Here is a 25,155-nt window from a genome sequence, read left to right as displayed (position 1 = left end):
AAATGCAGTCATTGAAATGGAGTGTCATCAGCTTTACCGAAAAGGGAGCAGAGCTTGCCGAAAAGATAAAAAGACTTTCGAAAGAGCAGCAGCTTCCCTGTGAAATTCATACTTATCATGGCAGAAAACAGGTGGAAAATCTGAACGCGTGGACAAAGGAGCAGTTTTCCCTAAGAAATGCAATCATTTTTATCGGAGCATGCGGAATTGCAGTGCGGACAATTGCCCCATTTCTTAAGGACAAGCTGACAGACAGTCCGGTGCTGGTACTGGATGAGGCAGGCAATTATGTCATTCCTCTTTTATCCGGGCATGTAGGAGGCGCAAATGAGATAGCACTTTTACTGGCAGAGTTATTAGGAGCAGTTCCGGTAATTACCACAGCGACCGACATTAATAATGCCTTTGCCATAGATGTATTTGCAAAAAAGCATGACCTATCCATTGATAAAAAAGAAGGCATTAAGAAGGTTTCTGCAAAGGTGCTGGAAAAAAGGAAGCTTTCCATGACAATCGCTCCGGAATATGCCGCCAAAGTGGATGTGGCAATCGGCACACCAGAGGATGGGCAGAAGCCGGAACCATTATTGACCTTAATCCCCAAAGAATATATTCTTGGAATCGGATGCAGAAGGAATAAAGAAGAACAGGAACTTAAGGCATTTGCAGAAAACTGTTTAAAGGAAGCCGGAGTAGACTGGAAACAGATACGGGCGATTGCTTCGATTGATAAAAAGAAGGATGAAAATGCAATTCTAAAACTTGCGGCAGAACATGGCATTCCATTTCTCACCTTTGATGCAGAAACCTTAAGCCGTGTGTCCGGTACCTTTGATTCATCGGTATTTGTGGAAAGCCAGGTGGGCGTAGACAATGTCTGCGAGCGGGCAGCCATGGCAGCCTGCCGGGATAATGGAAGGCTGGTGCTTCAGAAAAAAGCGGAAAATGGAATGACACTGGCTATAGCAAAAGAAGATTGGAGACTGACTTTATATGAAGAATAAAATATGGATTGTTGGAATGGGACCGGGAAAAGAAGAGATGATGACAGGCAGAGCCATCGAAGTATTAGAACAGGTGGACGTAATCATCGGATATACCGTATACCTTGATTTGCTAGGAGAACGTTTTCAAGACAAGGAATTTCTTTCCACGCCGATGCGGCAGGAAGAAAAACGCTGCAGAATGTGTTTTGAGGAGGTCGGAAAAGGCAAAAGCGTGGCAATGGTATGCAGCGGCGATGCCGGTGTCTATGGAATGGCATCACTGATGTATGAGATCGGAAAAGAATATCCGGCGATTTCACTGGAAGTGATACCGGGAATTACCGCAGCCAACAGCGGAGCAGCGGTTCTTGGAGCACCATTAAATCATGACTACTGTGTAATCAGTCTCAGTGACCTTATGACACCATGGGAGTTAATTGAAAAGAGGCTGATTATGGCGGCACGGGGAGATTTTGCTATTGCACTTTATAATCCGTCCAGCCGGAAGCGGGCAGACTATTTGGAAAGAGCATGTAAGATTCTGCTTCAGGAGATAGAACCGGAGCGCGCATGCGGTTATGTGGAAAATATCGGAAGAGACGGAGAAAGCACAGTTACCTGTACATTAGAAGAATTACAGAGTAAAACAGTAAATATGTTTACTACCGTTTTTGTTGGAAATTCCAGAACCAGAATTCAGGATGGAAAATTAATCACACCAAGAGGCTATAAGATAGAGCAATGAAAAAAATAATCATTTTTTCAGGAACAACAGAAGGAAGAAAATTATCGGAGCTGATGGCGGCAGCAGGCATAGCCCACACTGTATCGGTGGCAACCGATTATGGAAAGCTGGTCATGAAAGAGCATCCAGAGGTGAAGATTCAGGAAGGACGCCTTTCCAAAGAAGCTATGTCAGAATATCTAAGGAAAGAATCCTTTGACCTTGTAATCGATGCCACTCATCCCTATGCGGTGGAAGTGACCAGAACCATAAAAAGCTGCGTTGTCGGAATGAAAGAGGATGGACTTGAGGTCACTTACTTACGGCTGAAACGGAGCATCCATGCGTCAGAAGAAGCAGGACTTCGTTTCTTTGACAGCAATGAGGCCTGTGCAGAAGCATTAAAGGAAATCAAGGGAAACATTCTTCTTACTACAGGAAGCAAGGAACTTTCCGTATATACCGAATCGGAAGAAGTAAAAAAACGTCTTTATGTCCGGGTACTGCCGGGGCTGGAAAGTCTTGAAATCTGCCGGAGGGAAGGAATTCTGCCACAACAGATTCTGGCACTGCAGGGACCTTTTTCTGAAGAATTCAATGATGCACTGATTCATCAGTACGGGATAAAATGTATGGTAACAAAGCAGGGCGGCATTACCGGAGGCTTTTTAGAAAAAAAAGAAGCAGCTTTAAAAAATCATATCCCGCTTTTGGTCATTCGTCGGGAGGCAGCAGAGGAAGACGGACTTTCCTTTGATGCAGTCTGTGAGAAAATCGAAACATTAACAGGGGTAAACCTTTCCTTAAGACCGGCGGAGCTTATGATTACGCTGGCAGGAATCGGACCGGGGGATGCAGATATGATGACCGTCCGGTTAAAGGAAGCATTGGCAGAAGCGGACCTTGTATTAGGTGCGAAACGTCTGATAGAGGCGGTGACACCGAAGCTTGAAAAAGAGGCACTTTATCTGCCGGATAAAATCCTTACATGGCTTCAGGAAAAGAGCAGACAGTATGCGGTGCATGAAAAACTGAAGGTAGTCATCCTTTTTTCCGGGGATATTGGTTTTTATAGTGGCTGGAGCAAGGTAAGAATCTGTCTGCAGGAAGCGCTGCAAAAGGGCATACTTCATGGAACCTTGCAAAGCATTCCGGGCATTTCTTCCATTCAGATGATGGCAGCAGCCTGTGGCGTAAGCTGGGAAAATGCCGGAATTTACAGTATACATGGCAAAACAGATACGGATGGCTGGCAGGCAGAAGTGCTGCACAGGCTGCATGAAAATGGGCAGCTGTTTCTTTTGGTATCCGGAGCAGAAGACATCAGGAAATTAGGAGCACTTTTTTCGGATAAAGAGAATTGCAGAATTACAGTGGGGTACCAGTTATCTTATCCGCAGCAGAAGCTGATGGTGCTTACACCGGAAGCATGCAGGGAGATAGAACAGGAAGGATTGTATGTTGTCATGATAGAGAAGGAAGAACAGAAAGCGAATGAAGAATGTGCGGAGCAGGGAAAGCGCAGGGAACAGGAAGCGCAGGAAGAGCCGGCAACTTTGTCACCGGGAATCCCGGATGAAGCCTTTATTCGTGGGAAAGTTCCAATGACCAAAGGGGAAGTGCGTCAGGTCAGCCTTTGCAGCCTGCGGCTTCAGAAAGATTCGGTGCTTTATGATATTGGAAGCGGAACGGGTTCGATTGCTGTGGAAGCAGCCCATTTATCCAAAGGAATCAAAGTCTATGCCATTGAAAAGAAAGAAGAGGCGCTAGCACTTCTGGCACAGAATAAAGAGAAGTTTCAGGTAGCAAATATGGAGATTATCCGGGGAATGGCACCGGAGGCATGCAATGGATTAGAGGAGCCAACCCATGTTTTCATCGGGGGAAGCGGTGGACATTTGATGGAAATTTTAGAAGTACTGGCAGCAAAAAAGAGAAGAATAAGAGTTGTAATGAATGCTATAAGTCTTGAGACGGTGGCAGAATTCAAGCAGGTGAAAGAGCGTTTTCCGGTCTGTGGTTTTGAACTGATTCAGATGCAGGTCAGCCGTTATCATGAGCTTGGCTCTTATTATATGCCAAAGGCGGAAAATCCGGTTATGATATGTTCCTTTGATTTGCAGGGAGGAGAAGCGGATGCAGAAGCGTAAAGGAGTAGTTCTTGCAGCACCCAAAAGCGGCAGTGGAAAGACATTGATTACCTGTGCGTTAATCGAAGCCTTGAAAGAAGCAGGAGTCAATGTCTGTGCATTTAAATGCGGACCGGATTATATAGACCCGATGTTTCACCGGACGATTTTAGGTGTGCCGGGCGGAAATCTGGATACATATTTTACCGGCGAAACAAAGACAAAAGAGATATTTATGGAAGAGACACCGGAAGATGCATTTGCAGTGGTAGAGGGTGTCATGGGGCTTTATGACGGACTTGGCGGAATTTTAGAAGAAGGTTCCACCTATCACCTGGCAAATTCTGTTTCCCTGCCGGTGATTCTGGTAATTGATGCACATGGCATGGGAAGAACGATACTTCCACTGATACAGGGACTTTTATCCTATGACAAAGCCGGAATCATAAAGGGCGTGATACTAAACCGGGTCAGCAAAATGTTCTATGCGTCATTAAAAGAGTTAATCGAAACCAAATTATCCATAGAAGTGCTGGGCTGTTTTACCGAACAGAAGGAGCTTCATCTGGAGAGCCGCCACTTAGGCTTAAAACTTCCAGAAGAAAAGCGTGATTTAAAAGAACAGGTATGCCGCGGGGCAGACAGCTTAAAAGAAACGGTATCGATAGAGCGGATTTTAGCAATTGGGGGAGCCGGAGAAAAGGATGCGGCAGCCCCAAAAGTTGATAGTCACGAAAACAAAGTGACATATCAGAGAGCAGATATCTATGAAAATGATATGGTATTCCAGAGAGCAGATATCAAAAAAAATGACACCCATGAAAGTAAACTCCGCCTTGCCATCGCAAGAGATGAGGCATTTTGTTTTTATTATCAGGAGAACCTGAAACTGCTTTCAAAAAGGGGCTTTGAGCTGGTGCCGTTTTCTCCCCTGCATGATAAGAAATTGCCGGAGCATATCAGCGGATTACTGTTAGGAGGGGGATATCCGGAACTTTTTGCAAAGGAATTATCCGAAAATGACAGCATGAAGACAGCCATCCGGGAAGCCATCCGGGGCGGACTTCCGTCACTGGCAGAATGTGGGGGTTTTCTTTATCTTCATAAATCACTGAAGGATATGGAAGGCAGACAATATTCCATGGCGGGCGTAATTGATGCAGATGCAGATTACCGGGGAAAGCTGGTGCGTTTTGGCTATGTGGAGCTTACCGAGAAAGAGAGCTGTTTCCTGCCGGAAAAAGAAGGAATCCGGGGACACGAATTCCATTATTTTGACAGTACGGAAAATGGAACGGACTGCGTGGCAAAGAAACCGACCGGAAACAGAAGCTGGGAGTGTGTCTGGGAAGGAGAAAATCACTGGTGGGGATTTCCTCATCTTTATTATCCGTCCAACCCTTCTTTTGTGGAGCATTTCTATCAGCAGGCAGGATTGTATCAACAATCGAAATTGAAGCAAAAAGATAAATAGAAGTAAAAGATAATTTAAAATAAGAGGAAGACAGATGCAGAAAGAAAAAGCACAGAGCGGAATTTTATATGGAATCGGAGTAGGTCCGGGGGAGCCGGAGCTTTTGACCCATAAAGCGGTTCAGGTGATAGAATGCTGCGATACCATAGTAGTGCCGTCCGAACCGATAGAAGAGTGTAATGCTTTTCAGATTGTAGAAAAACTGGTGCCGGACATCCGGAAACATCAGCTTGTGGCATGGAATTTTCCCATGACCAGAGATGAGAAAAAGTTAGAAGAAGCCCATGATAAGATATGCGAAAATATAGAAGCATATCTTGCAAGGGGAGAAAAGGTTGCCTTTTTAACGCTGGGGGATCCGGCAATTTATTCCACCTATACTTATCTTTCACAGAAAATCGAAGAGCATGGTGGCCATACGGAAATGGTCAGCGGTGTACCGTCTTTTTGTGCAGTGGCAGCAAGACTTGGCATTTCGCTGGGAGAAAAGGAAGAGCAGATTCATATTATTCCCGGTTCCTATGAGATAGAAGAATCGAGACAATTTTCCGGCACCAGAATCTATATGAAGTCCGGAAGGAAGCTGAAGCAGTTAAAAGAAATGCTGCAAAAGGAAAGCACTATCCGTCCGTTAGAAGTGTATAGTGTTTCTGATTGTGGAAAAGAGGAAGAAAAAGTCTTTTCCGGTGTGGATAACATACCGGAAAACAGCGGATATTTTACCATCGTGATTGTAAAGACAAAAGATGAGCCGGTGCATAACAGCAGCCGCTTTTTTGAGAATCGTGCATGCGCTTATTATCCCTGCCATAGGGACATTGAGCAGATTAACTGTATGTTCTGCTACTGCCCGATGTATGAAATGGAGCATTGTCCGGGAACACCGGAGTACAAAGAGACAAATGGCAGAAAACTTAAGATTTGTACCAACTGCACATATCCCCATCAGGCAGAACATTATGATGCCATTATGAAGGTACTGACCCATCGGCTGAAAGGCTAGAGAACTTTTTAAGGGTGAAGATTGTTGAGGCGGGGTGAACTATGGCTTGTGAAAAAATAAAAAGTGTGTTAGTATAGTAGCGATTTCATAGAAAGATAACCGGTGCCTGCAATGAAATTCATTCATATGCAGGGTAAAAGGGAAACAGGTGTAAATCCTGTACGAACTCGTCACTGTAAGAAGGGAGTAACGTAGTCAGGCTTTTAAAAGCGCCACTGATGCACAGACATTGGGAAGGTGATTACGGAGCGTTAATCTTTGAGTCAGGAAACCTGCCGTTTATCTGGTACGGGAAGAGATTCCGGGTCACGAGTAATTGGCTGTACTGTTTGATAACAAGGGAAATCCGTAAAGCGTATTTCCTGTAGTTAGTATGTCATTTACTTCGTTCATAGCAATATGGAACGGAGTTTTTTCATGTGTAAGTGAAACCAGAACATGAGAAAAGGAGAAAAAAATGAAAAAGAAAGCATTGACTGTAGTTCTTACACTTACTATGGCTGCAACCATGTTTGCGGGATGTGGTGATAAGAAAACAACAGGGACAACTGAAACAACAGAAGCTGTTTCGACAGAAGATGAAAAGGATGATCAGGCAAAAGCAGATGAAGTAGCAGCATTGATTGATGCAATTTATGTGCAGGAAAGAACTGATGAGACAGATGCACAGTGTAAGGCAGCAAAAGAAGCATGGGATGCACTGACAGATGCTCAGAAGGAACTGGTATCCGGAGAAAATGCAGACCCGGATTACTTTGGAAGAGATACCGGAGATGCATCAAAGGATGATCCTTTAAATCAGGATGATATTGGAGAAAATGAGCTTTTGGTAGTAAGCTTTGGTACATCCTTTAATGACAGCCGCGCAACAGATATCGGCGGCATTGAAAAAGCATTACAGGAAGCAAATCCTGACTGGTCTGTAAGAAGAGCATTTACAGCACAGATTATTATTAACCATATACAGGCCCGTGATGACGAAAAAATCGATAACATGGATCAGGCATTAGAGCGTGCGGTAGACAATGGCGTTAAGAATCTTGTGGTACAGCCGACCCACTTAATGCATGGTGCAGAATATGATGAACTGGTAGAAGCAATTGAGAAGTATCAGGATAAATTCGAAACAGTCCGTATCGCAGAACCTCTGTTAGGTGAAGTTGGAAGCGACGCAACTGTAATCAACGAAGATAAAGCTGCCGTTGCAGAAGCAATTACATCAGAAGCAGTTAAGGCTGCAGGATATGACAGCATGGATGCAGCAGCAGAAGATGGAACAGCATTTGTATTTATGGGACATGGTACTTCCCATACTGCAAATGTAACATATGACCAGATGCAGACCCAGTTAGAGAAACTGAATTATAAAAATGCATTTGTTGGAACCGTAGAAGGTGAACCGGAAGATACCGCATGTGAAGCAGTTATTGAAAAAGTAAAAGAAGCAGGATACAAAAAAGTAATTCTTCGTCCGTTAATGGTTGTTGCCGGAGACCACGCAAACAACGATATGGCTGGAGATGATGAAGATTCCTGGAAGAGCCAGTTTGAAGCATCCAAAGCATTTGACAGTGTAGATACACAGATTGAAGGTCTTGGAAGAATTAAAGCAGTCCAGGATATTTATGTAGCACATACAAAGGCTGCTTTAGAGGCAGAGCCACTTGCAACAGCAGGTGGTTCCAATTCCTCTGCAACCTTAGAGGATGGAACTTATACCGTAGACTTCAACACAGACAGCACAATGTTTCACGTAAATGAAGCAAAAGAAGGCAAGGCAGAACTTACGGTAAAGGATGGAAAAATGACAGCACATATCACGCTTCCATCTAAGAACATTGTAAATTTATTTGCTGGAACAGCAGCAGATGCACAGAAGGATGGAGCCAAGCTTCTTGAGCCGACTACAGATACAGTAGAATACAGTGATGGAACCAGCGAAGAAGTATACGGCTTTGATGTTCCGGTTCCTGCAGTGGATGAAGACTTTGACCTTGCATTAATTGGAACAAAGGGAAAATGGTACGACCACAAAGTATCTGTTTCTAATCCTGAAAAAAAAAATTAGCTGATGGCTCTTATGAGGCAGAAGTAACTTTAGAGGGCGGAACCGGAAGAGCAACGGTGGATTCACCGGCGAAGGTTGTGATAAAAGATGGAAAAATCACTGCAACCGTTGTGTGGAGCAGTCCAAACTATGATTACATGTTAGTAGATGGAACGAAGTATCTGAATGAGAACAAGGGTGGAAATTCCACCTTTACGATTCCGGTATCCGGCTTTGACTGTGACATTGCAGTAGTGGGTGATACTGTTGCAATGAGCACACCTCATGAAATTGAATATACATTGAATTTTAAACTGGTAAAATAAAATGCAGAAAAAACAAATTATGATAGTAAGCGTTATCTGTATACTTCTTCTGACTCTTTGTGCCTGTGGTACAAAGAAGCAGGAGAAAAAAGCAGATACCGTAGATTTTAGTTCTCTCAGCAGGACCGGGAGTATGGAATTAAATTATGCAACACAGTATAGTGTTGATGAATATGGCGGGTACAAAATGATTACGATCGTGGATGGCGGTCGTTTTTTGCTTATTCCGGAGGGAGCGGCAGTGCCGCTGAATATACCGGAGGATGTTACAGTTTTACAGCAGCCGCTGGATAAAACATATCTGGTATCCACTTCTGTCATGGATTTAGTAAGACAGATTGATGCCATGTCAGATATCCGGCTTTCCGGAACGAAGGAAGATGGCTGGTATGTAGAAGAAGCCAGGCAGGCAATGGAGGAAGGAGACATTTTATATGCAGGAAAATACAGTACTCCGGACTATGAGCTCATTCTGGATGAAGGCTGCAATCTGGCAATTGAAAATACAATGATTTATCATAACCCGGAAGTAAAAGAAAAGTTGGAAGAACTTGGAATCCCTGTACTTGTGGAGCGTTCCAGCTATGAATCACACCCATTGGGCAGACTGGAATGGATCCGTTTATATGGAGTATTATTTGATAAAGAGGAAGAAGCAGATTCTTTCTATGAAGCAGAATTAGAAAAATTAGAGCCGATTATGAAGAAAGAAAGCTGCAATGTAACAGTAGCATTTTTCAGTGTGACAGCAAACGGAACAATCAGTGTGCGGAAATCAAATGATTATGTAGCGCAGATGATTGCTCTTTCCGGTGGAACCTATGTGCCGGAACAACTGGCGGGCGAAGAAGAAAATGCACTTTCCACAATGAACATACAGATGGAGGATTTCTATGCAGATGCAAAGAATGCCGATATCTTAATATATAACAGTACAATTGAAGGCGAAATCAGTACGCTGGAGGAATTGAAGCAGAAGAATGCACTGTTTGCAGATTTTCAGGCAGTACAGGATGGAAATGTCTATTGTACCACAAATAATTTCTTCCAGAAATCCACGGCAATCGGAGATTTTATGGAAGATCTGAATAAAATATTTCAGAATACAGATACAGAAGAAGCAGGATATTTAAAGAAGCTGAGGTAAAAGAAAATGAAGCGGTATGCAGTCTCTTTTATAACAATTATTATATTGCTGGTGGGATTAATTTTCTGGAATATTGGTTCTGGAAGTATTTCGATTTCATGGGATGAACTTTGGAATATTTTACTGAAACAGACAGAAGAAGGCACCGCTTATCATATTATCTGGGATATCAGACTGCCACGGATTCTTGCTGCTGTCATGCTGGGGGGAGCATTGTCCATTTCCGGATTTTTACTGCAGACCTTTTTTGGAAATCCAATTGCAGGTCCGTATGTGCTTGGAATTTCTTCCGGTGCCAAACTTATGGTAGCACTGGCAATGATTTATCTTCTGGGAAGGGGAATTACAATCAGTTCTTTTGGAATGGTAGCAGCAGCCTTTGCCGGCTCACTTCTGGCAATGGGATTTGTACTTTTAATTTCCATGAAGGTACATAGAATGTCTCTTCTGATTGTATGCGGAATTCTAATCGGATATATCTGCTCGGCAATTACAGACATCTGTGTTACTTTTGCAGATGATTCGAATATCGTAAATTTGCACAACTGGTCCCAGGGCAGCTTCTCCGGAATGAACTGGTCGAATATCCTGATGATATTTATCCTGACCTTGCTGTCCTTTCTTGCGGCAATGTTTCTTGCAAAGCCGATTGGTGCGTATCAGATGGGAGAGACTTATGCCAGAAATATGGGTGTTAATATAACGGTGCTCCGGGTAAGCCTGATTCTGTTATCCAGCTTATTGTCGGCTTGTGTAACAGCGTTTGCAGGGCCGATTTCCTTTGTAGGAATTGCGGTGCCACATCTGATAAAATCTGCCACAGGAACAGCAAAACCACTGGTGCTGATACCGGGCTGCTTTCTGGGGGGAGCGGTAGTGACACTGTTTTGTGATGGAATCGCAAGAACACTCTTTGCACCGACAGAAGTAAGTATCAGTACCGTTACAGCGGTCTTTTTGGTTCCGGTGGTAATTGTAATGATGCTGCGCAGACAGGAGGAGCGGGGATGACAAAACAGATAGCAGGAAAAAAAGAGTCCACAGAGAAAGAATGCATGGCAGGAAAAATGAAATCTTCTGAAAGAAAACAGGGGCTTGTAACAGACAAATTCACAGTTGGATATGGAAAAAAGGTCATTCTTTCGAATGTCAATCTAATGGCAGAGCCGGGAAGGGTATTGACATTGATTGGCCCGAATGGTTCCGGTAAATCTACGATTCTAAAGAGTATTGTAAAGCAGTTGAAATCCCTTGATGGTGTAGTATACCTGAACGGGAAAGCAACCTCGGAAATGAAAGAGGCAGAAATTGCAAAGAGCCTTTCCATGGTAATGACAGAGCATATTCATCCGGAGCTGATGTCCTGCCGGGATGTGGTTGCAACCGGACGATATCCCTATACCGGAAGACTTGGAATCTTAGATAAGCAGGACTGGAAACTGGTGGATGAGGCAATTACCATGGTTCATGCGGAAGAGGTGGCAGAGCAGTCATTTACAAGAATCAGTGACGGACAGAGACAGCGTGTTATGTTGGCGAGAGCCATCTGCCAGGATACAGCAATCCTGGTATTGGATGAACCTACCTCTTATCTGGATATCCGTTATAAGCTTGATATTTTAAACAGCATCCGGAAACTGGCAAGGGAACGGAATATAGCAGTAATGATGTCACTGCATGAACTTGACTTGGTACAGAAAGTATCGGATATGGTAGCCTGTGTAGATGGAACCACCGTCAGCCACATAGGAACACCGGAAGAAATCTTTCAGGGTTCGCTGGTACAGAAGCTTTATGGAATTGAGGAAAAGAACTTTGATTCCATGCTTGGAATCATGCAGATGCCGGGAAATAAAGCGGCCCCGAATGTATTCGTAATCGGAGGCGGTGGTGCTGCAATACCAACCTATTACAGACTGCAGAGAGAGCATATTCCATTTGCAGCAGGAATCTTATTTGAAAATGACGTAGAATATCCTGTTGCAACGGCACTGGCATCAAAAGTCATTACTGCAAAAGCTTTTTATCCGATGGAAGAAGCACAACTGGAAGAAGCTAAGAAAATACTTGCAGGCTGTGAAACCTGTATTTGCACCTGCGAGAATTTCGGACCTTATAATATGTTAAATAAAGAACTGCGAAGCCTGGCAGAAGAACAGGGAAAATTGAAATAAAGAAATTGGAATAAAAGAAAAGCCCGTGGAATCAAAGTTGTTTTATGATTTCACGGGCTTTGGTATATTTTACTGTTCAGTGTCTTCCGGTAAGATGAATTTTCCAACAAGTTCATCTAAGGAAGTTGCCTGTGCAGATAACTCCTGGCTGGTAGCAGAGGTCTCTTCTGCGGATGCGGAGTTGGACTGAACTACCTCAGAAATCTGGTTTACACCCTGTTCTGCCTGATCCATGGCATTTGCCTGAGTCTTAGCAACATCACTGATGTGCTTGGAAGATTCAGCAATCTGCTGGATACCATTTACAACGTTTCCGATAGATTCAGCAGCATGGTCTGCAGCAGCATTACCTTCAGCAATCTCCTGAAGGGCACCTTCGATTAAGTCTCTGGTATCTACAGCAGATTTGGTTGTCTGCTCTGCAAGCTGACGAATCTGGTCAGCAACAACGGCGAATCCACGTCCTGCTTCGCCGGCTCTTGCAGCCTCGATAGAAGCATTCAGAGAAAGTAAGTTGGTCTGGGAAGCAATATCTTCGATTTCAGAAATAATATTTCCAATCTTCTTAGAAGTTTCATCAATACGTGCCATAGCATCAACCATGGCTTTCATTTCAGCACTGCTGTCTTCTGCTTCAGCAGCATACTGCTTTGCCTGATCATAAGCAATCTGAGCCTGATCAGCGGACTGTTCAATATTACTTGTAATATCAGTGATTGTTGCCTGAAGCTGTTGTACGGCACCGGCCTGCTCAGTAGCACCTTCTGCCATACTCTGGGAAGATTCTGCAAGGTTCATGGAACCGGCAGAAACCTGGGAAGAAGCTTCTCCAATCATCTGGATAGTATGTACCATTGCATCACGCATGCCACGCATTGCGGTCAGTAACTGTTCGAAGTCACCGACATATTTGTCGGAATGCTCGGACTGAATGGTGTAATCACCATTTGCCATGCCCTCCATCAGAACACCTACATCAGTGATGAGTGCGTTTAGTGTTTCGGCCATTTCAGTAGAAGTGGCTACAATACTTGCAACTTCATCGTTGGATTTCACCTCCGGGAAAGGGTCATGTAAATTACCCTGTGCAAAAGTGCTAAGACGATTCTCCAGTGCGACTAAAGGTTTTGAAATTCCCCTTGCAATGGAAGCTCCCATCTTGGAAGAAACAAGGATGGATACGATAATAATTACAGCAATGATAATGATAAAAATAAGGGAAACAACAAAAAGTGTATCTGCTAAACGATCTCCTTCTGTTACTTTGGTATTCATCAAGTCCCTCATTCCGGAATAGATTTCATCATATAATGGGGCTACTTCATCAACCATTATATTCTGGGCTTTTGCGCTCTGACCCGGGTCAGTTGTTTTGCCGGTATCAATTGCTTTCTGCTCAGTAGTCCAGTAATCTTCCAGCTTGGTATCAATGGAATCATAGATTTCCTGCTCTTTGCTGGTGGTAGTAACTTCATCTACGATTTCCCAATACTGTTCAAAAGTGGCCTTTCTTTCATCATGGGTATCGGACATCTGACTAATCAGACTGTCATCATCATATCCGATAATAGCACGGGTGGCAGATCGGGTATCGGTAAAGGCAACCATTGCTTTGCCGATGTCACCCTGTGAAAAACCATAATTGTTCAGGGCATTCTTATACAGAGTCATGGTTACAATCAGCATAACCACACCAAGGACGGCTGCGATGGAGCAGGATGTCACGATAATACGGAATGCCTTCCCCAGACGTTTTCTAATTTTAAGATTCTCAAACATAACGTTCCTCCTTCGTTATATACAATGGCACTATGGCACCAATTGCGTTATACAATAGTAAAAGTAAAAGCGAAAATCTAAATATTTATCATAATTTTACTACTTTATGGGAAATAAGTCAAAATTATTTAGACAATAAGTGACTTGGAAACTGATTATTCCTCAAATTTGTTTAAACATATGAAAATTGACATTTTTCCGGTGAACCGCTAAAATGACGAAGAACATAAATAAGGCATTAAGGGAGATAACAGTATGGGATATGTATATTTTGTCCGGCACGGACAGACCATATGGAATGTAGAAAATAAGATATGTGGTGCAACAGATATTGCACTGACTGAGCTTGGACATAAGCAGGCAATTGAGACCGGAAAGAAAATATTAGAAGAAGGCATAAAGGCGGATGAAATATTATATTCCCCATTAATCCGGGCAAAAGATACTGCATTGCATATTTCGGAAATTACCGGAATTCCGGCAAGGGAAGAGCTTCGTTTAAAAGAGCAGAACTTTGGCAGATTTGAATCCACACCGCGGGATGGAACAGAATTTAAGATTGCAAAGGGACAGTTTATCACCCGCTATGACGGCGGAGAATCTATGCTGCATCTGGCACAGAGAATTTACAATCTTCTGGATGAAGTAACAGCTTCCGATAAGACTTATATTCTGGTGGCACACAATGGCATATCAAGAGTTGTGCAGTCCTATTTTTATGAAATGACCAATGAAGAATATGCTGCATTTGGCGTGAAGAACTGTGCCATATTAAAATATGAATTCTAAGAGACGAAGGGCAGGAATGGAAAATGAAACCGAAGTCGGAAAAGAGTATAGAGCTTTATCATATCATGACAGAGCGAGGGTATCCGGAAGAATTCTGTGATGTCATTACCCGGAATCTGAATACGGATTTTACGGCACAGAGGATGTTATGGTATTTATCACACTATGAATATCTGCCGGAGGGTGAAATTGTAGATGAAATGCTTGCCATTTTAAGTGACCGGAATGCGATTATGCAGAAAAAAGAATTAGAAAAAACCAATGCTGCATGGAATGAATTTCTGCAGCATGGTTTTGAAGAAAAAGAATAGTTCATCGGATTAATTTCATATCTTCGATAATAAAAGTCTTATCTTCCATATGATATTCGCTGTGACAGAATGGACAATACCGCTGTCGTACTGCATCAAAGCTGGCACCGCAGCTATTACAGATAACGGAACTGATGGAGAATCCAGGTGGTTCCGGAGTGGAAATATTTCGCAAAAGAGTGACATCAATACAGTCACCGGTTTTGGAAATATTTCCATTTTTTTCGCTGTAATTTATCCACCAGGTTCGTAAGGTCATATGCAGCTGATTGTTTTCCACGGACAGATTTCTCAGTGTCATGCCACTGGTATAAGTCATTTCAATGATATCTTTGAAACGCTCGTCTAATGTACCACCACGATAGGAAGAAAGCGTGGATGGGTCATTGGAAAATACCGCCATGCGTACAAGAGAAATCATCTGGCTTTCAAACTTTTCATAAGAGAAATTCGGATCATAACGAAGCATCGTATCCTTTAACTTCCGTTTTGTACGCAGAAAGCCAAAAGCCGAAATATGTTTCATGCCATCCCGGTTGCCAAGCCCCATAAGAAGCAGCAAATCTCCTAACAGCAAGCCTAAGAATCCGCCACCAATTAGTGCGGCAAGATAAGCAGAGAACAGTGCCAGAGGAAGAATTTCCTGTTTTTCAATGAGAAAGAATGGGAAGAATCCAGCAAAAAATGTCAGCATGGTAAGTAAAATGGTATTGTGAAATACCTGCATATTCCGGTTAGAGGATGGATTTATTACAAAGGATAAATTCATGACACGGGGAAATAAATCCGTTATGCGAAATTTTGTACCGCAGTAAGGACAGCCTTCCGTCAGATTGGAAACCAGATTAACGGCACCACAGCTTGGACAGGTTGCGGTAATAAAGGGAAGCTGCTGTTCGTTAGGGCTGTGTACAATTGTTTCATACATAACCTGCTCGGTATCACGGGAATAGAGTTCACCGGAAGTGTTGGAAAAAGAGAACTTATGGCGGATTTCTTCATAAGTTGTATCCGAGGTATACCAGGCACTCTTGTGGGTGAGACAGGCAGTACCAAAAGTATTTCCCTTTCCCGGAATGACACGGTTTTCCATATGAAGTCCCTTTTCCTTAAGACGTTCCTGCTGTAATTTCAGAAAATATGTAATATCACCATCACAGCTTACCGGAGGAGTTTCATCTTCGTTCCACTGGTTATATTCTTTGGCAAACCGGTCATACATGCCTCTGCCTTTGTCCCAGGCAGGTTCGTAGTTGCGGAAAGCTTTGGCGTCTTTATGGAATTTCAATAATCGGAAACAGCCGAAGATGCCAAGGATAATACCGGCAGCCAGCAGCAGATAACGAGGCATCAGATTAAGCTCTGTAACGGTAATGCAGGAAATAAGAATGGTTCCCAGGGCAATGAAGAAGATGCCCTGTGCCAGATATTTCCGGTCTGGTTCTGCTACTTCAAAGGTACGTTTTTTACTGGATAGGTTGGATAAGATACTCATGGAGACTCCTTTCTGAAGGGTTTCTTAAAGTTAAAATAAGCATTTGATAAGTCACTATTAAGTTAGTACGCAGTGCATCTTGAAAATCGAAGATTTTCAAGATGTACGTGCTTCGCACTATCATCCCATAAAATGATAACCGGTGTTTTGCAAGCAAAACCGGTTATTATTTTATGGGATGGCACTGCTCATTATAGCATATTTCAGAAAGAAGACCAATCATCAGCCAATGTGGATGCCGAGAAGTTCTAAGAGGAAGAAGACCAGCGGAATCGTAAAGACGGAGCAAAGTGTCATGACAAAGCAGGTCTTAGAAGCAAATTCCGCATCGGAATGGTAGTTTTCTGCCATCATCGGAATGGCGGACATGGCTGGCATACATGCCATCAGGGTAAGAATGGTTGTTTCGGTCGGAGTAAGGAAATGTGATACCACGGCTGCAACACCAACCGGAATCAGAATCATTTTGACAATTACCAGAAAGAAATAATCATAAATAAAGTCGAGATTCTTTAAGGAAATATAAGAAAGAGTTGCACCCAGGAAAATCAGCGCAAGACTGAAGCTTACATTTCCAACAGAGGTAATTGTATGGTGTACCGATACCTCTGGTAAGATTAACATAGCTTGTCACATATTGGCTATGAGAAAAGCTTTGGCTTTCTGAAAAATGAGGTTCTTTCTTGTACTTTTATTCATAATAAGGTATACTTTAGGGAAGTAATTTGTTGAATTAAATATGTTTGTATGGAGGATTAATTATGGACATGAACATTGTATGCCTTGATCTGGAAGGAGTATTGGTACCGGAGATCTGGATTGCATTTGCAGAAACAAGCGGAATCCCTGAATTAAAGAGAACTACAAGAGACGAACCGGATTACAATAAATTGATGAAATGGAGACTTGGCATCTTAAAAGAACATGGACTTGGATTAAAAGAAATTCAGGAAACCATCGCAAAAATTGACCCGATGCCGGGAGCAAAAGAGTTCTTAGATGAACTTCGTTCCATGACACAGGTTATCATCATCAGTGATACCTTTACCCAGTTTGCAGGACCTCTGATGAAGAAATTAGGCTGGCCTACCATTTTCTGTAATTCTCTGGAGGTGGCAGAGGACGGTGAGATTACCGGATTTAAGATGAGAATTGAAAATTCCAAGCTGACTACAGTAAAAGCATTACAGTCCATTGGTTATGAGACGATTGCCAGCGGAGACAGCCACAATGACCTTGGAATGATTGAGGCAAGTAAAGCAGGATTCTTATTCCGCAGCACCGAGCAGATTAAGAAAGACCATCCGGAACTGCCTGCATTTGAGACTTATGATGAGTTAATGGAAGCAATCAAGAAGGCTCTTTAATTATGGCAGAGGAAAACCAGACAACCCACAAACGCAGGGTGCGTTACAGTGGAAAATATCCGAAGAAATTTGAAGAAAAATATAAAGAACTTCAGCCGGAAAAATATAAAGATACGATTGAGCATGTAATAAAAAAAGGAAACACACCTGCCGGAATGCATATTTCCATAATGGTAAATGAAATTCTGGATTTCTTAAAAATCCAACCGGGAGAAACAGGCTTTGATGCGACCTTGGGATATGGCGGTCATACGAAAGCAATGCTGCAGTGCCTAAAAGGGCAGGGACACATCTATGCAACGGATGTAGACCCGGAGGAATCAGCCAGGACAAGAAAGCGGTTAGAAGAGGCCGGTTTTGGAGAAGATATTCTGACAATACGATTACAGAATTTCTGTACGATAGATGAAATTGCAAAAGAAGCCGGCGGATTTGATTTTATTCTTGCGGACCTGGGTGTATCTTCCATGCAGATTGATAATCCGAAGCGTGGATTTTCTTTTAAAGTGGATGGCCCACTGGATTTACGGCTGAACCAGGAAGCCGGAATCAGTGCAGCAGAACGCCTGGCTGCCATTACAAAGGATGAACTGGCGGGAATGCTTTATGAAAATTCGGATGAGCCATACTGTGAAGAACTGGCAAAAGCGATTACCGATGAGATTCGAAAAGGCAACCGGATTGATACCACCACAAAGTTAAGGAATATCATTGAAAAGACGCTTGATTTTCTACCGGAAAAAGAGAAAAAGGATACGATAAAAAAGACCTGCCAACGAACCTTCCAGGCACTTCGTATTGATGTGAACCGTGAATTTGAAGTGCTGTATGAATTCATGGAGAAACTGCCGGATGCATTGAAACCGGGCGGAAGAGCCGCAATTTTAACTTTCCATTCCGGCGAAGACAAGTTAGTAAAGAAAGCATTAAAAGAAGGCTATCGGGCAGGCATTTATGCCGATTATGCCAAAGATGTAATCCGCCCATCTGCACAGGAGTGTGCGCAGAACGGACGGGCACGTTCTACTAAGATGCGCTGGGCAATTAAGGCAGAGTAGGTTATTTTGAAAATACAATGAGATGGAGACGAAAACAGTGAAAATGAAAAGAAAACAGATTGGTATGCTGGTATTTATTGCGATTATTGTGATACTTATGGTCGTAACAAGCCAGACACCAGGAACAATTGCTGATGCTGACAGCTATCAGTGTAAAGTCTATGCAACGATTTTATCTTTGCTTCCGCCGGTTATTGCAATCGGACTGGCATTGATTACCAAAGAGGTTTATACCTCACTTCTGGCAGGAATTATTGTAGGTGGTTTACTGTATTCCAATTTTAACCTTGAATTAATGTTAAATACCATTTTATTCCAGGAAGAAGGTGGTATGATATACAAACTGTCAGATGCAGGAAATGTGGGAATTTTAGTATTCCTTGTCATGCTTGGCATTTTGGTATCCCTTCTTAACCGTGCAGGTGGTTCTGCCGCATTTGGAAAGTGGGCATCCCGGCATATTAAAACCAGAATCGGAGCGCAGATTTCCGTTATGATTCTTGGTGTATTGATTTTCGTGGATGATTATTTTAACTGTCTGACCGTAGGAAGTGTAATGCGTCCGGTTACAGACCGGCACAAGGTATCCCGTGCAAAATTATCTTATATTATTGATGCAACGGCAGCACCGGTATGTATCATCGCACCAATCAGCTCCTGGGCAGCAGCAGTTACTTCTTCTGTTCCGGCAGATTCCGGAATCAATGGATTTGCGGTATTTATCCAGACAATTCCATATAACTTATATGCATTGCTGACATTGGTAATGTTAATTGGAATTACTCTTTTGCGCGTGGATTTCGGACCGATGAAAACCCATGAAATGAATGCAATCAAAGGTGATTTGTTTACCACACCGGGAAGACCGTATGAAGATAATGAAGAGGAAGTTGTAAAAGAAAACTCTCACGTACTGGATTTGATTCTTCCGGTAGCTGTGTTGATTGTAAGCTGTATCGTAGCCATGATTTATACCGGTGGCTTCTTCAGCGGAACTTCCTTTGTAGAGGCATTCTCCGGCTGTGATGCTTCCGTCGGACTGGTTCTTGGCGGCGCAGTAACACTGGTATTTACTTTTATCTATTACATGTTGCGTGATGTTTTATCCTTTAAGGAATTTACCGAATGTATTCCGGAAGGATTTAAGGCGATGATTGCTCCGATTCTGATTCTGACTATGGCATGGACCTTATCCGGAATGACCAATCTCTTAGGAGCAAAAGTATTCGTGGCTGATCTGGTAGCAAATTCAGCAAATGCAATGCAGGGCTTCCTGCCAATGATTATCTTCCTGGTAGCAGCGTTCTTAGCATTTGCAACCGGAACCTCCTGGGGAACCTTCAGTATTCTGATTCCGATTGTTCTTGGTGTATTCCCAAGCGGACAGATGATGGTAATCTCCATTGCGTCCTGTCTGGCAGGAGCAGTTTGTGGAGACCATTGCTCACCGATTTCAGATACCACAATTATGGCATCTGCCGGTGGTCACTGTGAGCATGTTAACCATGTAGCAACCCAGCTTCCGTATGCATTGACTGTTGCGGTTGTCTGCTTATTAGGCTATTTCCTGATTGGTATCCTGCAGGCAGTCGGACTGGCAGGAATTTCATGGCTGGCACTTCCGGTTTGTATCGTGGTATTAATTGGCGTATTATTCGTAATTCGTTCCAGAACAGGACGGGAAGAAATTTAAAAGATAAAAAAGATAATGCGGGATACGGAATTGGTGTCCCGCATTTTTGTACAATAGAATCTATAATAAAAATAATTTGAAAATTTGAAACAAAAGAAACATAAAATAACAGAAAAGAGGAAAGAAAATGTTTTGTACAAAATGTGGAAATGCATTACCGGTAAATGCAAAATTCTGTACCAAATGCGGAACGAAAGTAGAAGCTTTTCAGCCGGGAGCAATCCAGCCAAATCCGACACCGCAGAAAGCACCGGTAAATCAACCGACTCCGGTACCGCAGAGAAACTCAGTACCGCAACAGGCACCGACACAGCAGCAGACCCCGGTAAGACAGGCAAGCCCGGCACCACATCCACAACAAAAAAAGAATGAGAATGAGAAAGTAACAAAAACAAAGAACAGTGAAAAAATATCAAATAAAAATAAGAATGAAACTGAGAAGAAATCCGGCTCCGGTGCCATGGTATATTTATTAATCGGTGCAGCAGTTCTTATTATTATTCTGATTGCAATTATAGTATTGTTATTTATCAAGGGCAATCAGCCGGCAAAGCAGGATGATATTACCGATAAGCCGGTGGTTACAACGGAGCAGACCACAGAGACGGAAATGTCTACAGAGCAGACAGATAGGAAAGGTGTAAGCGGACAGCAGGAAGCATCTGAGAAAACTTCCGAAGTAATAAATAAAGAAGATACAACCGGAAATGAGGACATGGGAACAGACGGAGCAGTTGGAGAAGAGGAAGCAGAATATATTCTTCCGGAGAGTGCCAGCCGATTATTAACGGAAGCTGATTTGGAGAATCTGACCCAGGAGGACCTTCGGATTGCCAGAAATGAAATCTATGCAAGACATGGAAGAAAATTCTTAGATGAAGGACTGCAGGAATATTTCGATGGAAAATCCTGGTACAACGGAACCATTGAACCGGACGATTTCAAAGAAGATATGTTATCGGAAATAGAGAGAACCAATGAGGATACCATCGTGAACTATGAGACGAAGATGGGCTATCGTTAGAAATAACATTCAATGAAACAGGAAAAGGGGTAGAACAGATATGCCATGTACAACTATTTTAGTAGGGAAAAAAGCTTCTTATAATGGAGCAACCATAATTGCACGAAATGATGATTCCGGTGCCGGACATTTTACACCTAAGAAATATGTGGTAATTCATCCGGAAGAACAGCCGACAATCTATCAGTCGGTATTATCTCATGTGAAAATAGAATTGCCGGAGCATCCGATGCGTTACACGGCAATGCCGAATGCGGTAGAAGGGGAAGGTGTCTGGGCTGCCTGCGGTGTCAATGAGGCGAAGATTGCCATGACTGCAACAGAGACCATAACTTCCAATCCCCGCGTCTTAGGAGCAGATCCTCTGGTGACCTACCATCCGGCAGAAAATGGCAGGGAAGAGATTATCGGCGGCATTGGAGAAGAGGATATTGTATACATTGTGCTTCCGTACATTCACAGTGCAAGAGAGGGTGTCATTCGCCTGGGCAGTTTGTTGGAGCAGTATGGAACCTATGAGATGAATGGAATTGCATTTCAGGATAAGGATGAAATCTGGTGGCTTGAGACCATTGGCGGACATCACTGGATGGCAGGAAGAGTGCCGGATGATGTCTATGTGGTAATGCCAAACCAGCTGGGACTTGACAGCTTTGATTTAGAGGATGCCCTTACTACACAGAAGGACTATATGTGCTCAAAGGATCTGCGGGAATTTATTGAAAAGAATCATCTTGACCTTTCTTTGGATGGAAAGTTAAATCCAAGAGATGCATTTGGTTCCCATGATGATTCCGACCATGTATACAATACACCAAGAGCCTGGTTTATGGAGCGTTATCTCAACCCACATACCTATAAATGGGATGGGGAGCAGGCTGATTATACGCCGGCATCCGATGATATTCCATGGTGCTTAAAACCGGAGAAAAAGGTAACAATCGAAGATGTAAAATATGTATTATCCGCACATTTTCAGGGAACACCGTATGACCCATATGGTTCTTATGGGGAAAAATCCATGAAAGGCGCATTCCGTTCCATTGGAGTTAACCGGAATGATTTCCTTTCTGTGATTGAAATGCGGCCGGAGCAGGCGGACATTACCGAAAATACAGGAAGCATCATACAGTGGGTAGCATTTGCATCCAATGTATTTAATGTGCTGGTTCCGTTTTACGGGGAAGTGGAGACAACGCCGGAATATGTATCCAATACCACCGGAGAAGTTTCTACAGATAATTTCTACTGGGCAAGCCGTATGATTGCAGCTATGGCAGATGCCTCTTATCACAGATCCCTTTTTCACATCGAACGCTATCAGATGCATGTGATGGCAAAAGGGCGGGAACTGCTGCATACCTATGATGCACTTCTGGCAGAAGAAAAGGACGCAGCAAACAGACAGAAACTGATGCAGCAGGCAAATAATGCGATAGCAGAAATGCTTAAGAAAGAAACACAGGATACTTTGGATAAGGTACTGTTTGAATTAAGCAGCCAGATGAAAAATGCATATTCACGTTCAGATGCGTGACAGAGAAGGGCACAATAGAGAAAAGGAGCGTAAGTGGAATGCAGACAGATTTTCATTTATTATATCCACCGGATTATGACCGGAACAAAGCCGTTCCCATGAAGGATTATAAATTTATCCACGCATTAAAAATTGATGCTATGGTAATACTGATTAAGGAAAGTTACCGGGGAGTGGCAGACCTTTCACTGGAAAATTTCTTCTCTACAGATGAGCGGGTATTAGAGTATCGTCTGGGCGTAGTAGAAGATCTGGTGGAAAATCCATCACTTTACGAGGCATTTTGCAAGGCGGTATCCATTATTTATAATATCAATGATATGCGAAGAGTATTAAACAGTGATTTTACGACGGATTCAGCCCTGCGTTCGGTGCGATATCTTGAAATGTATCAGGAAATTGTAAATCTGTTTGCGGATGCATTGGAAAAAGCAGAGATTCATTCGGAAGGTATGCAGAATTTCAAAAAAGAAATTCACTCAATCGTAGCAAGCAGCGAGTACCAGAGCCTGAATGAGGAACTTCCGAAAATGGAACTGAACTTCGGGCATATCAAAAGCGTAACCGTAGGTATTAATCTTGATGGCAATTTAAGACCGAAAGAAGCCGGACTGATTTCTGTCAATGAGGAGCAGTTCCATCCAGGAACTATCATGGACCGGCTTTTGAAAAAAGGGAAAAATGATAAATGGCATCTGATGTCGGCACTCTATCCTCTGAGCCGGGTGCTGCACAATGATGAACAGGATGCTATAGACTATTCCATGAATGCGGCTTTGCAGACTATTTTTGCAAAGTCGCTGAGGGAGTTTGAACCGCTGGTACAGAATTATTATCACATTAATACCAATATGTTTATTGCTTTATTGGATGATATCCGTTTTCTGACTGCCGGAGTAAAATTTATTCTTTCCATGAAAGAAAAGGGATTTGCCATGTGCAGACCGAAGATAGCGTCCATGCAGGAAAAACGCTGTGAGTTAAAGCATGTATACAATCCTATGCTGGCAGTGAATTCCGTAGAGGAAACGATTGTGTCTAATTCCTTTGAACTGGATGAAAATGGACGATTCTATCTGATAACCGGTCCAAATCACGGAGGAAAATCTATTTTTGCCTATTCTATCGGAATGGCGCAGGCGTTATTTCAACTGGGGCTGTTTGTTCCGGCAGAAGAGGCGGTAATGAGTCCGGTGTCCGGAATATTTACACATTTTCCATCCTCTGATGAAAATAATTATGGAATGGGCAGACTGGAAAGTGAGTGTGTAAGACTGAGTGAAATCATGAAACAACTGTCAGATACGGATATGCTGTTGATGGATGAATCTTTTTCCAGTACCAGTGGACTTGAGGCAGGCTACATAGCATCAGAGGTGCTGACCGGAATTGGAATTATCGGCTGCTGCGGTCTTTATGTGACCCATATTCATGATTTGACACAGCAGCTGGATACCTATAATGGGCATATGAAGAATAGAGGAAAAATCGATAATCTGGTGGCAATGATGGAGAGCAAAGAAGAGGGTACCCGGAGTTACCGGGTCATCCGGACAACGCCGGATGGCTTAAGCTATGCAAGGGATATTGCCAAACGTTATGGTCTGGATTTGGAGGATATTTTAAAAAGATAAAAGAGAAAATCCGTATCTTACTCCTGTTATATACGTATACTATTTGTTGGAAGATTGCAACTAAGATAGCAATTGACTAACAGGGCAGGTGAAAACTACAATAGGAGAAAAGGAGGGATTTCTATGCAGGCATTGTCAAAAGCAACACCAGGTGAAACCTATACCATTCAGTGGATGTTTGGTCAGCCGGAAGTGCTTGATTTCTTGCATAGCCACTCTGTAGATGAGGGGGAACGCATACAGCTCATCCAGAAAATGCGTGACTATGTAATTATTGGGGCAAAAGACAGCAGATTTGCAATGGGAAATGAAATTGCAGACCGGATACAGGTATAGGAAAATCGTATAAACGCGGGAAAATATTTTGTGGGTTATCCGCGTAAAAAAAGGGAAGCAGTCCGATGGTTGATGTGACCCCAAAAAGTTAGACTTTTAAGCGTAGCAGTTTTATTGGCTGC

The 25,155-nt window shown here is 42.9% G+C and carries 21 protein-coding genes, 1 pseudogene and 1 riboswitch; of the genes and pseudogenes, 19 read left to right on the top strand and 3 right to left on the bottom strand.

The window, feature by feature from the left end; all coding sequences use genetic code 11:
- Nucleotides 1–2: 2 nt before the first annotated feature.
- The 10 genes and pseudogenes from DWX96_RS12050 (at nucleotide 3) to DWX96_RS12005 (ending at nucleotide 12,010) form a co-directional block, all read left to right on the top strand.
- The gene (locus tag DWX96_RS12050) at nucleotides 3–1,004 is read left to right on the top strand and encodes a cobalt-precorrin 5A hydrolase (protein WP_242988792.1); all 1,002 of its coding nucleotides are present in this window, start codon (nucleotides 3–5) and stop codon (nucleotides 1,002–1,004) included.
- Nucleotides 994–1,731, top strand: coding sequence for a precorrin-3B C(17)-methyltransferase (cobJ, locus tag DWX96_RS12045; RefSeq protein ID WP_118057647.1), 738 nt, complete (start codon nucleotides 994–996; stop codon nucleotides 1,729–1,731). The genes DWX96_RS12050 and cobJ overlap by 11 nt, the downstream gene beginning before the upstream one ends.
- Nucleotides 1,728–3,860, top strand: coding sequence for a precorrin-6A reductase (cobK, locus tag DWX96_RS12040; RefSeq protein ID WP_118057648.1), 2,133 nt, complete (start codon nucleotides 1,728–1,730; stop codon nucleotides 3,858–3,860). The genes cobJ and cobK overlap by 4 nt, the downstream gene beginning before the upstream one ends.
- Nucleotides 3,847–5,313 carry a cobyrinate a,c-diamide synthase gene (locus DWX96_RS12035; protein ID WP_118057649.1) on the top strand — a complete coding sequence of 489 codons (1,467 nt, stop codon included), beginning with the start codon at nucleotides 3,847–3,849 and terminating at the stop codon, nucleotides 5,311–5,313. Before cobK ends, DWX96_RS12035 begins: the two co-directional genes overlap by 14 nt.
- A gap of 34 nt (nucleotides 5,314–5,347) precedes the next feature.
- Nucleotides 5,348–6,316: a precorrin-2 C(20)-methyltransferase gene (gene cobI / locus DWX96_RS12030; RefSeq protein ID WP_118083005.1), complete on the top strand. Its 969-nt coding sequence runs from the start codon at nucleotides 5,348–5,350 to the stop codon at nucleotides 6,314–6,316.
- 83 nt (nucleotides 6,317–6,399) lie between these two features.
- Nucleotides 6,400–6,610, top strand: a riboswitch (cobalamin riboswitch).
- 163 nt (nucleotides 6,611–6,773) lie between these two features.
- A pseudogene (locus DWX96_RS12025) lies at nucleotides 6,774–7,976 on the top strand (sirohydrochlorin cobaltochelatase); the annotation flags it as partial.
- A 464-nt stretch (nucleotides 7,977–8,440) separates the two neighbouring features.
- Nucleotides 8,441–8,689, top strand: coding sequence for a hypothetical protein (locus DWX96_RS12020; RefSeq protein ID WP_022244140.1), 249 nt, complete (start codon nucleotides 8,441–8,443; stop codon nucleotides 8,687–8,689).
- 1 nt (nucleotide 8,690) lies between these two features.
- Complete coding sequence (locus DWX96_RS12015) at nucleotides 8,691–9,836, top strand: ABC transporter substrate-binding protein (RefSeq protein ID WP_118057651.1); 1,146 nt, start codon at nucleotides 8,691–8,693, stop codon at nucleotides 9,834–9,836.
- A gap of 6 nt (nucleotides 9,837–9,842) precedes the next feature.
- Complete coding sequence (locus DWX96_RS12010) at nucleotides 9,843–10,847, top strand: FecCD family ABC transporter permease (RefSeq protein ID WP_022244138.1); 1,005 nt, start codon at nucleotides 9,843–9,845, stop codon at nucleotides 10,845–10,847.
- A 56-nt stretch (nucleotides 10,848–10,903) separates the two neighbouring features.
- Nucleotides 10,904–12,010 carry an ABC transporter ATP-binding protein gene (locus DWX96_RS12005; protein WP_118057664.1) on the top strand — a complete coding sequence of 369 codons (1,107 nt, stop codon included), beginning with the start codon at nucleotides 10,904–10,906 and terminating at the stop codon, nucleotides 12,008–12,010.
- A 69-nt stretch (nucleotides 12,011–12,079) separates the two neighbouring features.
- Here DWX96_RS12005 and DWX96_RS12000 read toward each other — a convergent pair whose 3' ends face one another.
- Nucleotides 12,080–13,789 (bottom strand): methyl-accepting chemotaxis protein, encoded by a 1,710-nt coding sequence (locus DWX96_RS12000; protein ID WP_118057652.1) that lies wholly within the window; start codon nucleotides 13,787–13,789, stop codon nucleotides 12,080–12,082.
- 255 nt (nucleotides 13,790–14,044) lie between these two features.
- Here DWX96_RS12000 and DWX96_RS11995 point away from each other — a divergent pair, with 255 nt between their 5' ends.
- Both DWX96_RS11995 and DWX96_RS11990 read left to right on the top strand, forming a co-directional pair.
- Nucleotides 14,045–14,578, top strand: coding sequence for a histidine phosphatase family protein (locus DWX96_RS11995; RefSeq protein WP_118057653.1), 534 nt, complete (start codon nucleotides 14,045–14,047; stop codon nucleotides 14,576–14,578).
- A gap of 23 nt (nucleotides 14,579–14,601) precedes the next feature.
- Nucleotides 14,602–14,889: a hypothetical protein gene (locus DWX96_RS11990; protein ID WP_197420827.1), complete on the top strand. Its 288-nt coding sequence runs from the start codon at nucleotides 14,602–14,604 to the stop codon at nucleotides 14,887–14,889.
- A 1-nt stretch (nucleotide 14,890) separates the two neighbouring features.
- On the opposite strand, the gene DWX96_RS11985 is transcribed toward DWX96_RS11990, so the two are convergent.
- Nucleotides 14,891–16,384 carry a hypothetical protein gene (locus DWX96_RS11985; RefSeq protein WP_118057654.1) on the bottom strand — a complete coding sequence of 498 codons (1,494 nt, stop codon included), beginning with the start codon at nucleotides 16,382–16,384 and terminating at the stop codon, nucleotides 14,891–14,893.
- 222 nt (nucleotides 16,385–16,606) lie between these two features.
- Nucleotides 16,607–17,008 (bottom strand): AEC family transporter, encoded by a 402-nt coding sequence (locus DWX96_RS11980; protein ID WP_118057655.1) that lies wholly within the window; start codon nucleotides 17,006–17,008, stop codon nucleotides 16,607–16,609.
- Between the two features lie 143 nt (nucleotides 17,009–17,151).
- On the opposite strand from DWX96_RS11980, the gene thrH reads away from it, so the two are divergent.
- The 7 genes from thrH (at nucleotide 17,152) to DWX96_RS11945 (ending at nucleotide 25,033) form a co-directional block, all read left to right on the top strand.
- Entirely contained in the window at nucleotides 17,152–17,751 is a 600-nt protein-coding gene (thrH, locus tag DWX96_RS11975; RefSeq protein WP_118057665.1) for a bifunctional phosphoserine phosphatase/homoserine phosphotransferase ThrH, read from the top strand.
- Nucleotides 17,752–17,753: 2 nt separating this feature from the next.
- Nucleotides 17,754–18,809, top strand: a complete 1,056-nt coding sequence (gene rsmH / locus DWX96_RS11970) for a 16S rRNA (cytosine(1402)-N(4))-methyltransferase RsmH (RefSeq protein ID WP_022244131.1) — start codon at nucleotides 17,754–17,756, stop codon at nucleotides 18,807–18,809.
- Nucleotides 18,810–18,852: 43 nt separating this feature from the next.
- Nucleotides 18,853–20,502 carry a Na+/H+ antiporter NhaC family protein gene (locus DWX96_RS11965; protein WP_118057666.1) on the top strand — a complete coding sequence of 550 codons (1,650 nt, stop codon included), beginning with the start codon at nucleotides 18,853–18,855 and terminating at the stop codon, nucleotides 20,500–20,502.
- 127 nt (nucleotides 20,503–20,629) lie between these two features.
- Entirely contained in the window at nucleotides 20,630–21,526 is an 897-nt protein-coding gene (locus tag DWX96_RS11960; protein WP_117697359.1) for a YARHG domain-containing protein, read from the top strand.
- A 40-nt stretch (nucleotides 21,527–21,566) separates the two neighbouring features.
- Nucleotides 21,567–23,063 carry a C69 family dipeptidase gene (locus tag DWX96_RS11955; protein ID WP_117697357.1) on the top strand — a complete coding sequence of 499 codons (1,497 nt, stop codon included), beginning with the start codon at nucleotides 21,567–21,569 and terminating at the stop codon, nucleotides 23,061–23,063.
- Nucleotides 23,064–23,101: 38 nt separating this feature from the next.
- A complete protein-coding gene (locus tag DWX96_RS11950; protein WP_118057656.1) occupies nucleotides 23,102–24,697 on the top strand; it encodes a MutS-related protein in 1,596 nt (531 codons plus the stop codon).
- 123 nt (nucleotides 24,698–24,820) lie between these two features.
- Nucleotides 24,821–25,033, top strand: a complete 213-nt coding sequence (locus tag DWX96_RS11945) for a FeoA family protein (RefSeq protein ID WP_117697354.1) — start codon at nucleotides 24,821–24,823, stop codon at nucleotides 25,031–25,033.
- The last annotated feature ends 122 nt before the right edge of the window (nucleotides 25,034–25,155 follow it).

Source organism: Roseburia sp. AF22-2LB (assembly GCF_003461125.1).
GTDB lineage: Bacteria > Bacillota > Clostridia > Lachnospirales > Lachnospiraceae > Roseburia_C > Roseburia_C amylophila.
Note: the sequence above shows the minus strand (reverse complement) of the source record. Positions and strands in the feature narration are given on the sequence as shown.

Coding starts and splice junctions, on each gene's coding strand:
- DWX96_RS12050 (WP_242988792.1), top strand. CDS start 3: ATGCAGTCATTGAAATGGAGTGTCATCAGCTTTACCGAAAAGGGAGCA.
- cobJ (WP_118057647.1), top strand. CDS start 994: ATGAAGAATAAAATATGGATTGTTGGAATGGGACCGGGAAAAGAAGAG.
- cobK (WP_118057648.1), top strand. CDS start 1,728: ATGAAAAAAATAATCATTTTTTCAGGAACAACAGAAGGAAGAAAATTA.
- DWX96_RS12035 (WP_118057649.1), top strand. CDS start 3,847: ATGCAGAAGCGTAAAGGAGTAGTTCTTGCAGCACCCAAAAGCGGCAGT.
- cobI (WP_118083005.1), top strand. CDS start 5,348: ATGCAGAAAGAAAAAGCACAGAGCGGAATTTTATATGGAATCGGAGTA.
- DWX96_RS12015 (WP_118057651.1), top strand. CDS start 8,691: ATGCAGAAAAAACAAATTATGATAGTAAGCGTTATCTGTATACTTCTT.
- DWX96_RS12010 (WP_022244138.1), top strand. CDS start 9,843: ATGAAGCGGTATGCAGTCTCTTTTATAACAATTATTATATTGCTGGTG.
- DWX96_RS12005 (WP_118057664.1), top strand. CDS start 10,904: ATGAAATCTTCTGAAAGAAAACAGGGGCTTGTAACAGACAAATTCACA.
- DWX96_RS12000 (WP_118057652.1), bottom strand. CDS start 13,789: ATGTTTGAGAATCTTAAAATTAGAAAACGTCTGGGGAAGGCATTCCGT.
- DWX96_RS11995 (WP_118057653.1), top strand. CDS start 14,045: ATGGGATATGTATATTTTGTCCGGCACGGACAGACCATATGGAATGTA.
- DWX96_RS11990 (WP_197420827.1), top strand. CDS start 14,602: ATGAAACCGAAGTCGGAAAAGAGTATAGAGCTTTATCATATCATGACA.
- DWX96_RS11985 (WP_118057654.1), bottom strand. CDS start 16,384: ATGAGTATCTTATCCAACCTATCCAGTAAAAAACGTACCTTTGAAGTA.
- DWX96_RS11980 (WP_118057655.1), bottom strand. CDS start 17,008: ATGTTAATCTTACCAGAGGTATCGGTACACCATACAATTACCTCTGTT.
- thrH (WP_118057665.1), top strand. CDS start 17,152: ATGAACATTGTATGCCTTGATCTGGAAGGAGTATTGGTACCGGAGATC.
- rsmH (WP_022244131.1), top strand. CDS start 17,754: ATGGCAGAGGAAAACCAGACAACCCACAAACGCAGGGTGCGTTACAGT.
- DWX96_RS11965 (WP_118057666.1), top strand. CDS start 18,853: ATGAAAAGAAAACAGATTGGTATGCTGGTATTTATTGCGATTATTGTG.
- DWX96_RS11960 (WP_117697359.1), top strand. CDS start 20,630: ATGTTTTGTACAAAATGTGGAAATGCATTACCGGTAAATGCAAAATTC.
- DWX96_RS11955 (WP_117697357.1), top strand. CDS start 21,567: ATGCCATGTACAACTATTTTAGTAGGGAAAAAAGCTTCTTATAATGGA.
- DWX96_RS11950 (WP_118057656.1), top strand. CDS start 23,102: ATGCAGACAGATTTTCATTTATTATATCCACCGGATTATGACCGGAAC.
- DWX96_RS11945 (WP_117697354.1), top strand. CDS start 24,821: ATGCAGGCATTGTCAAAAGCAACACCAGGTGAAACCTATACCATTCAG.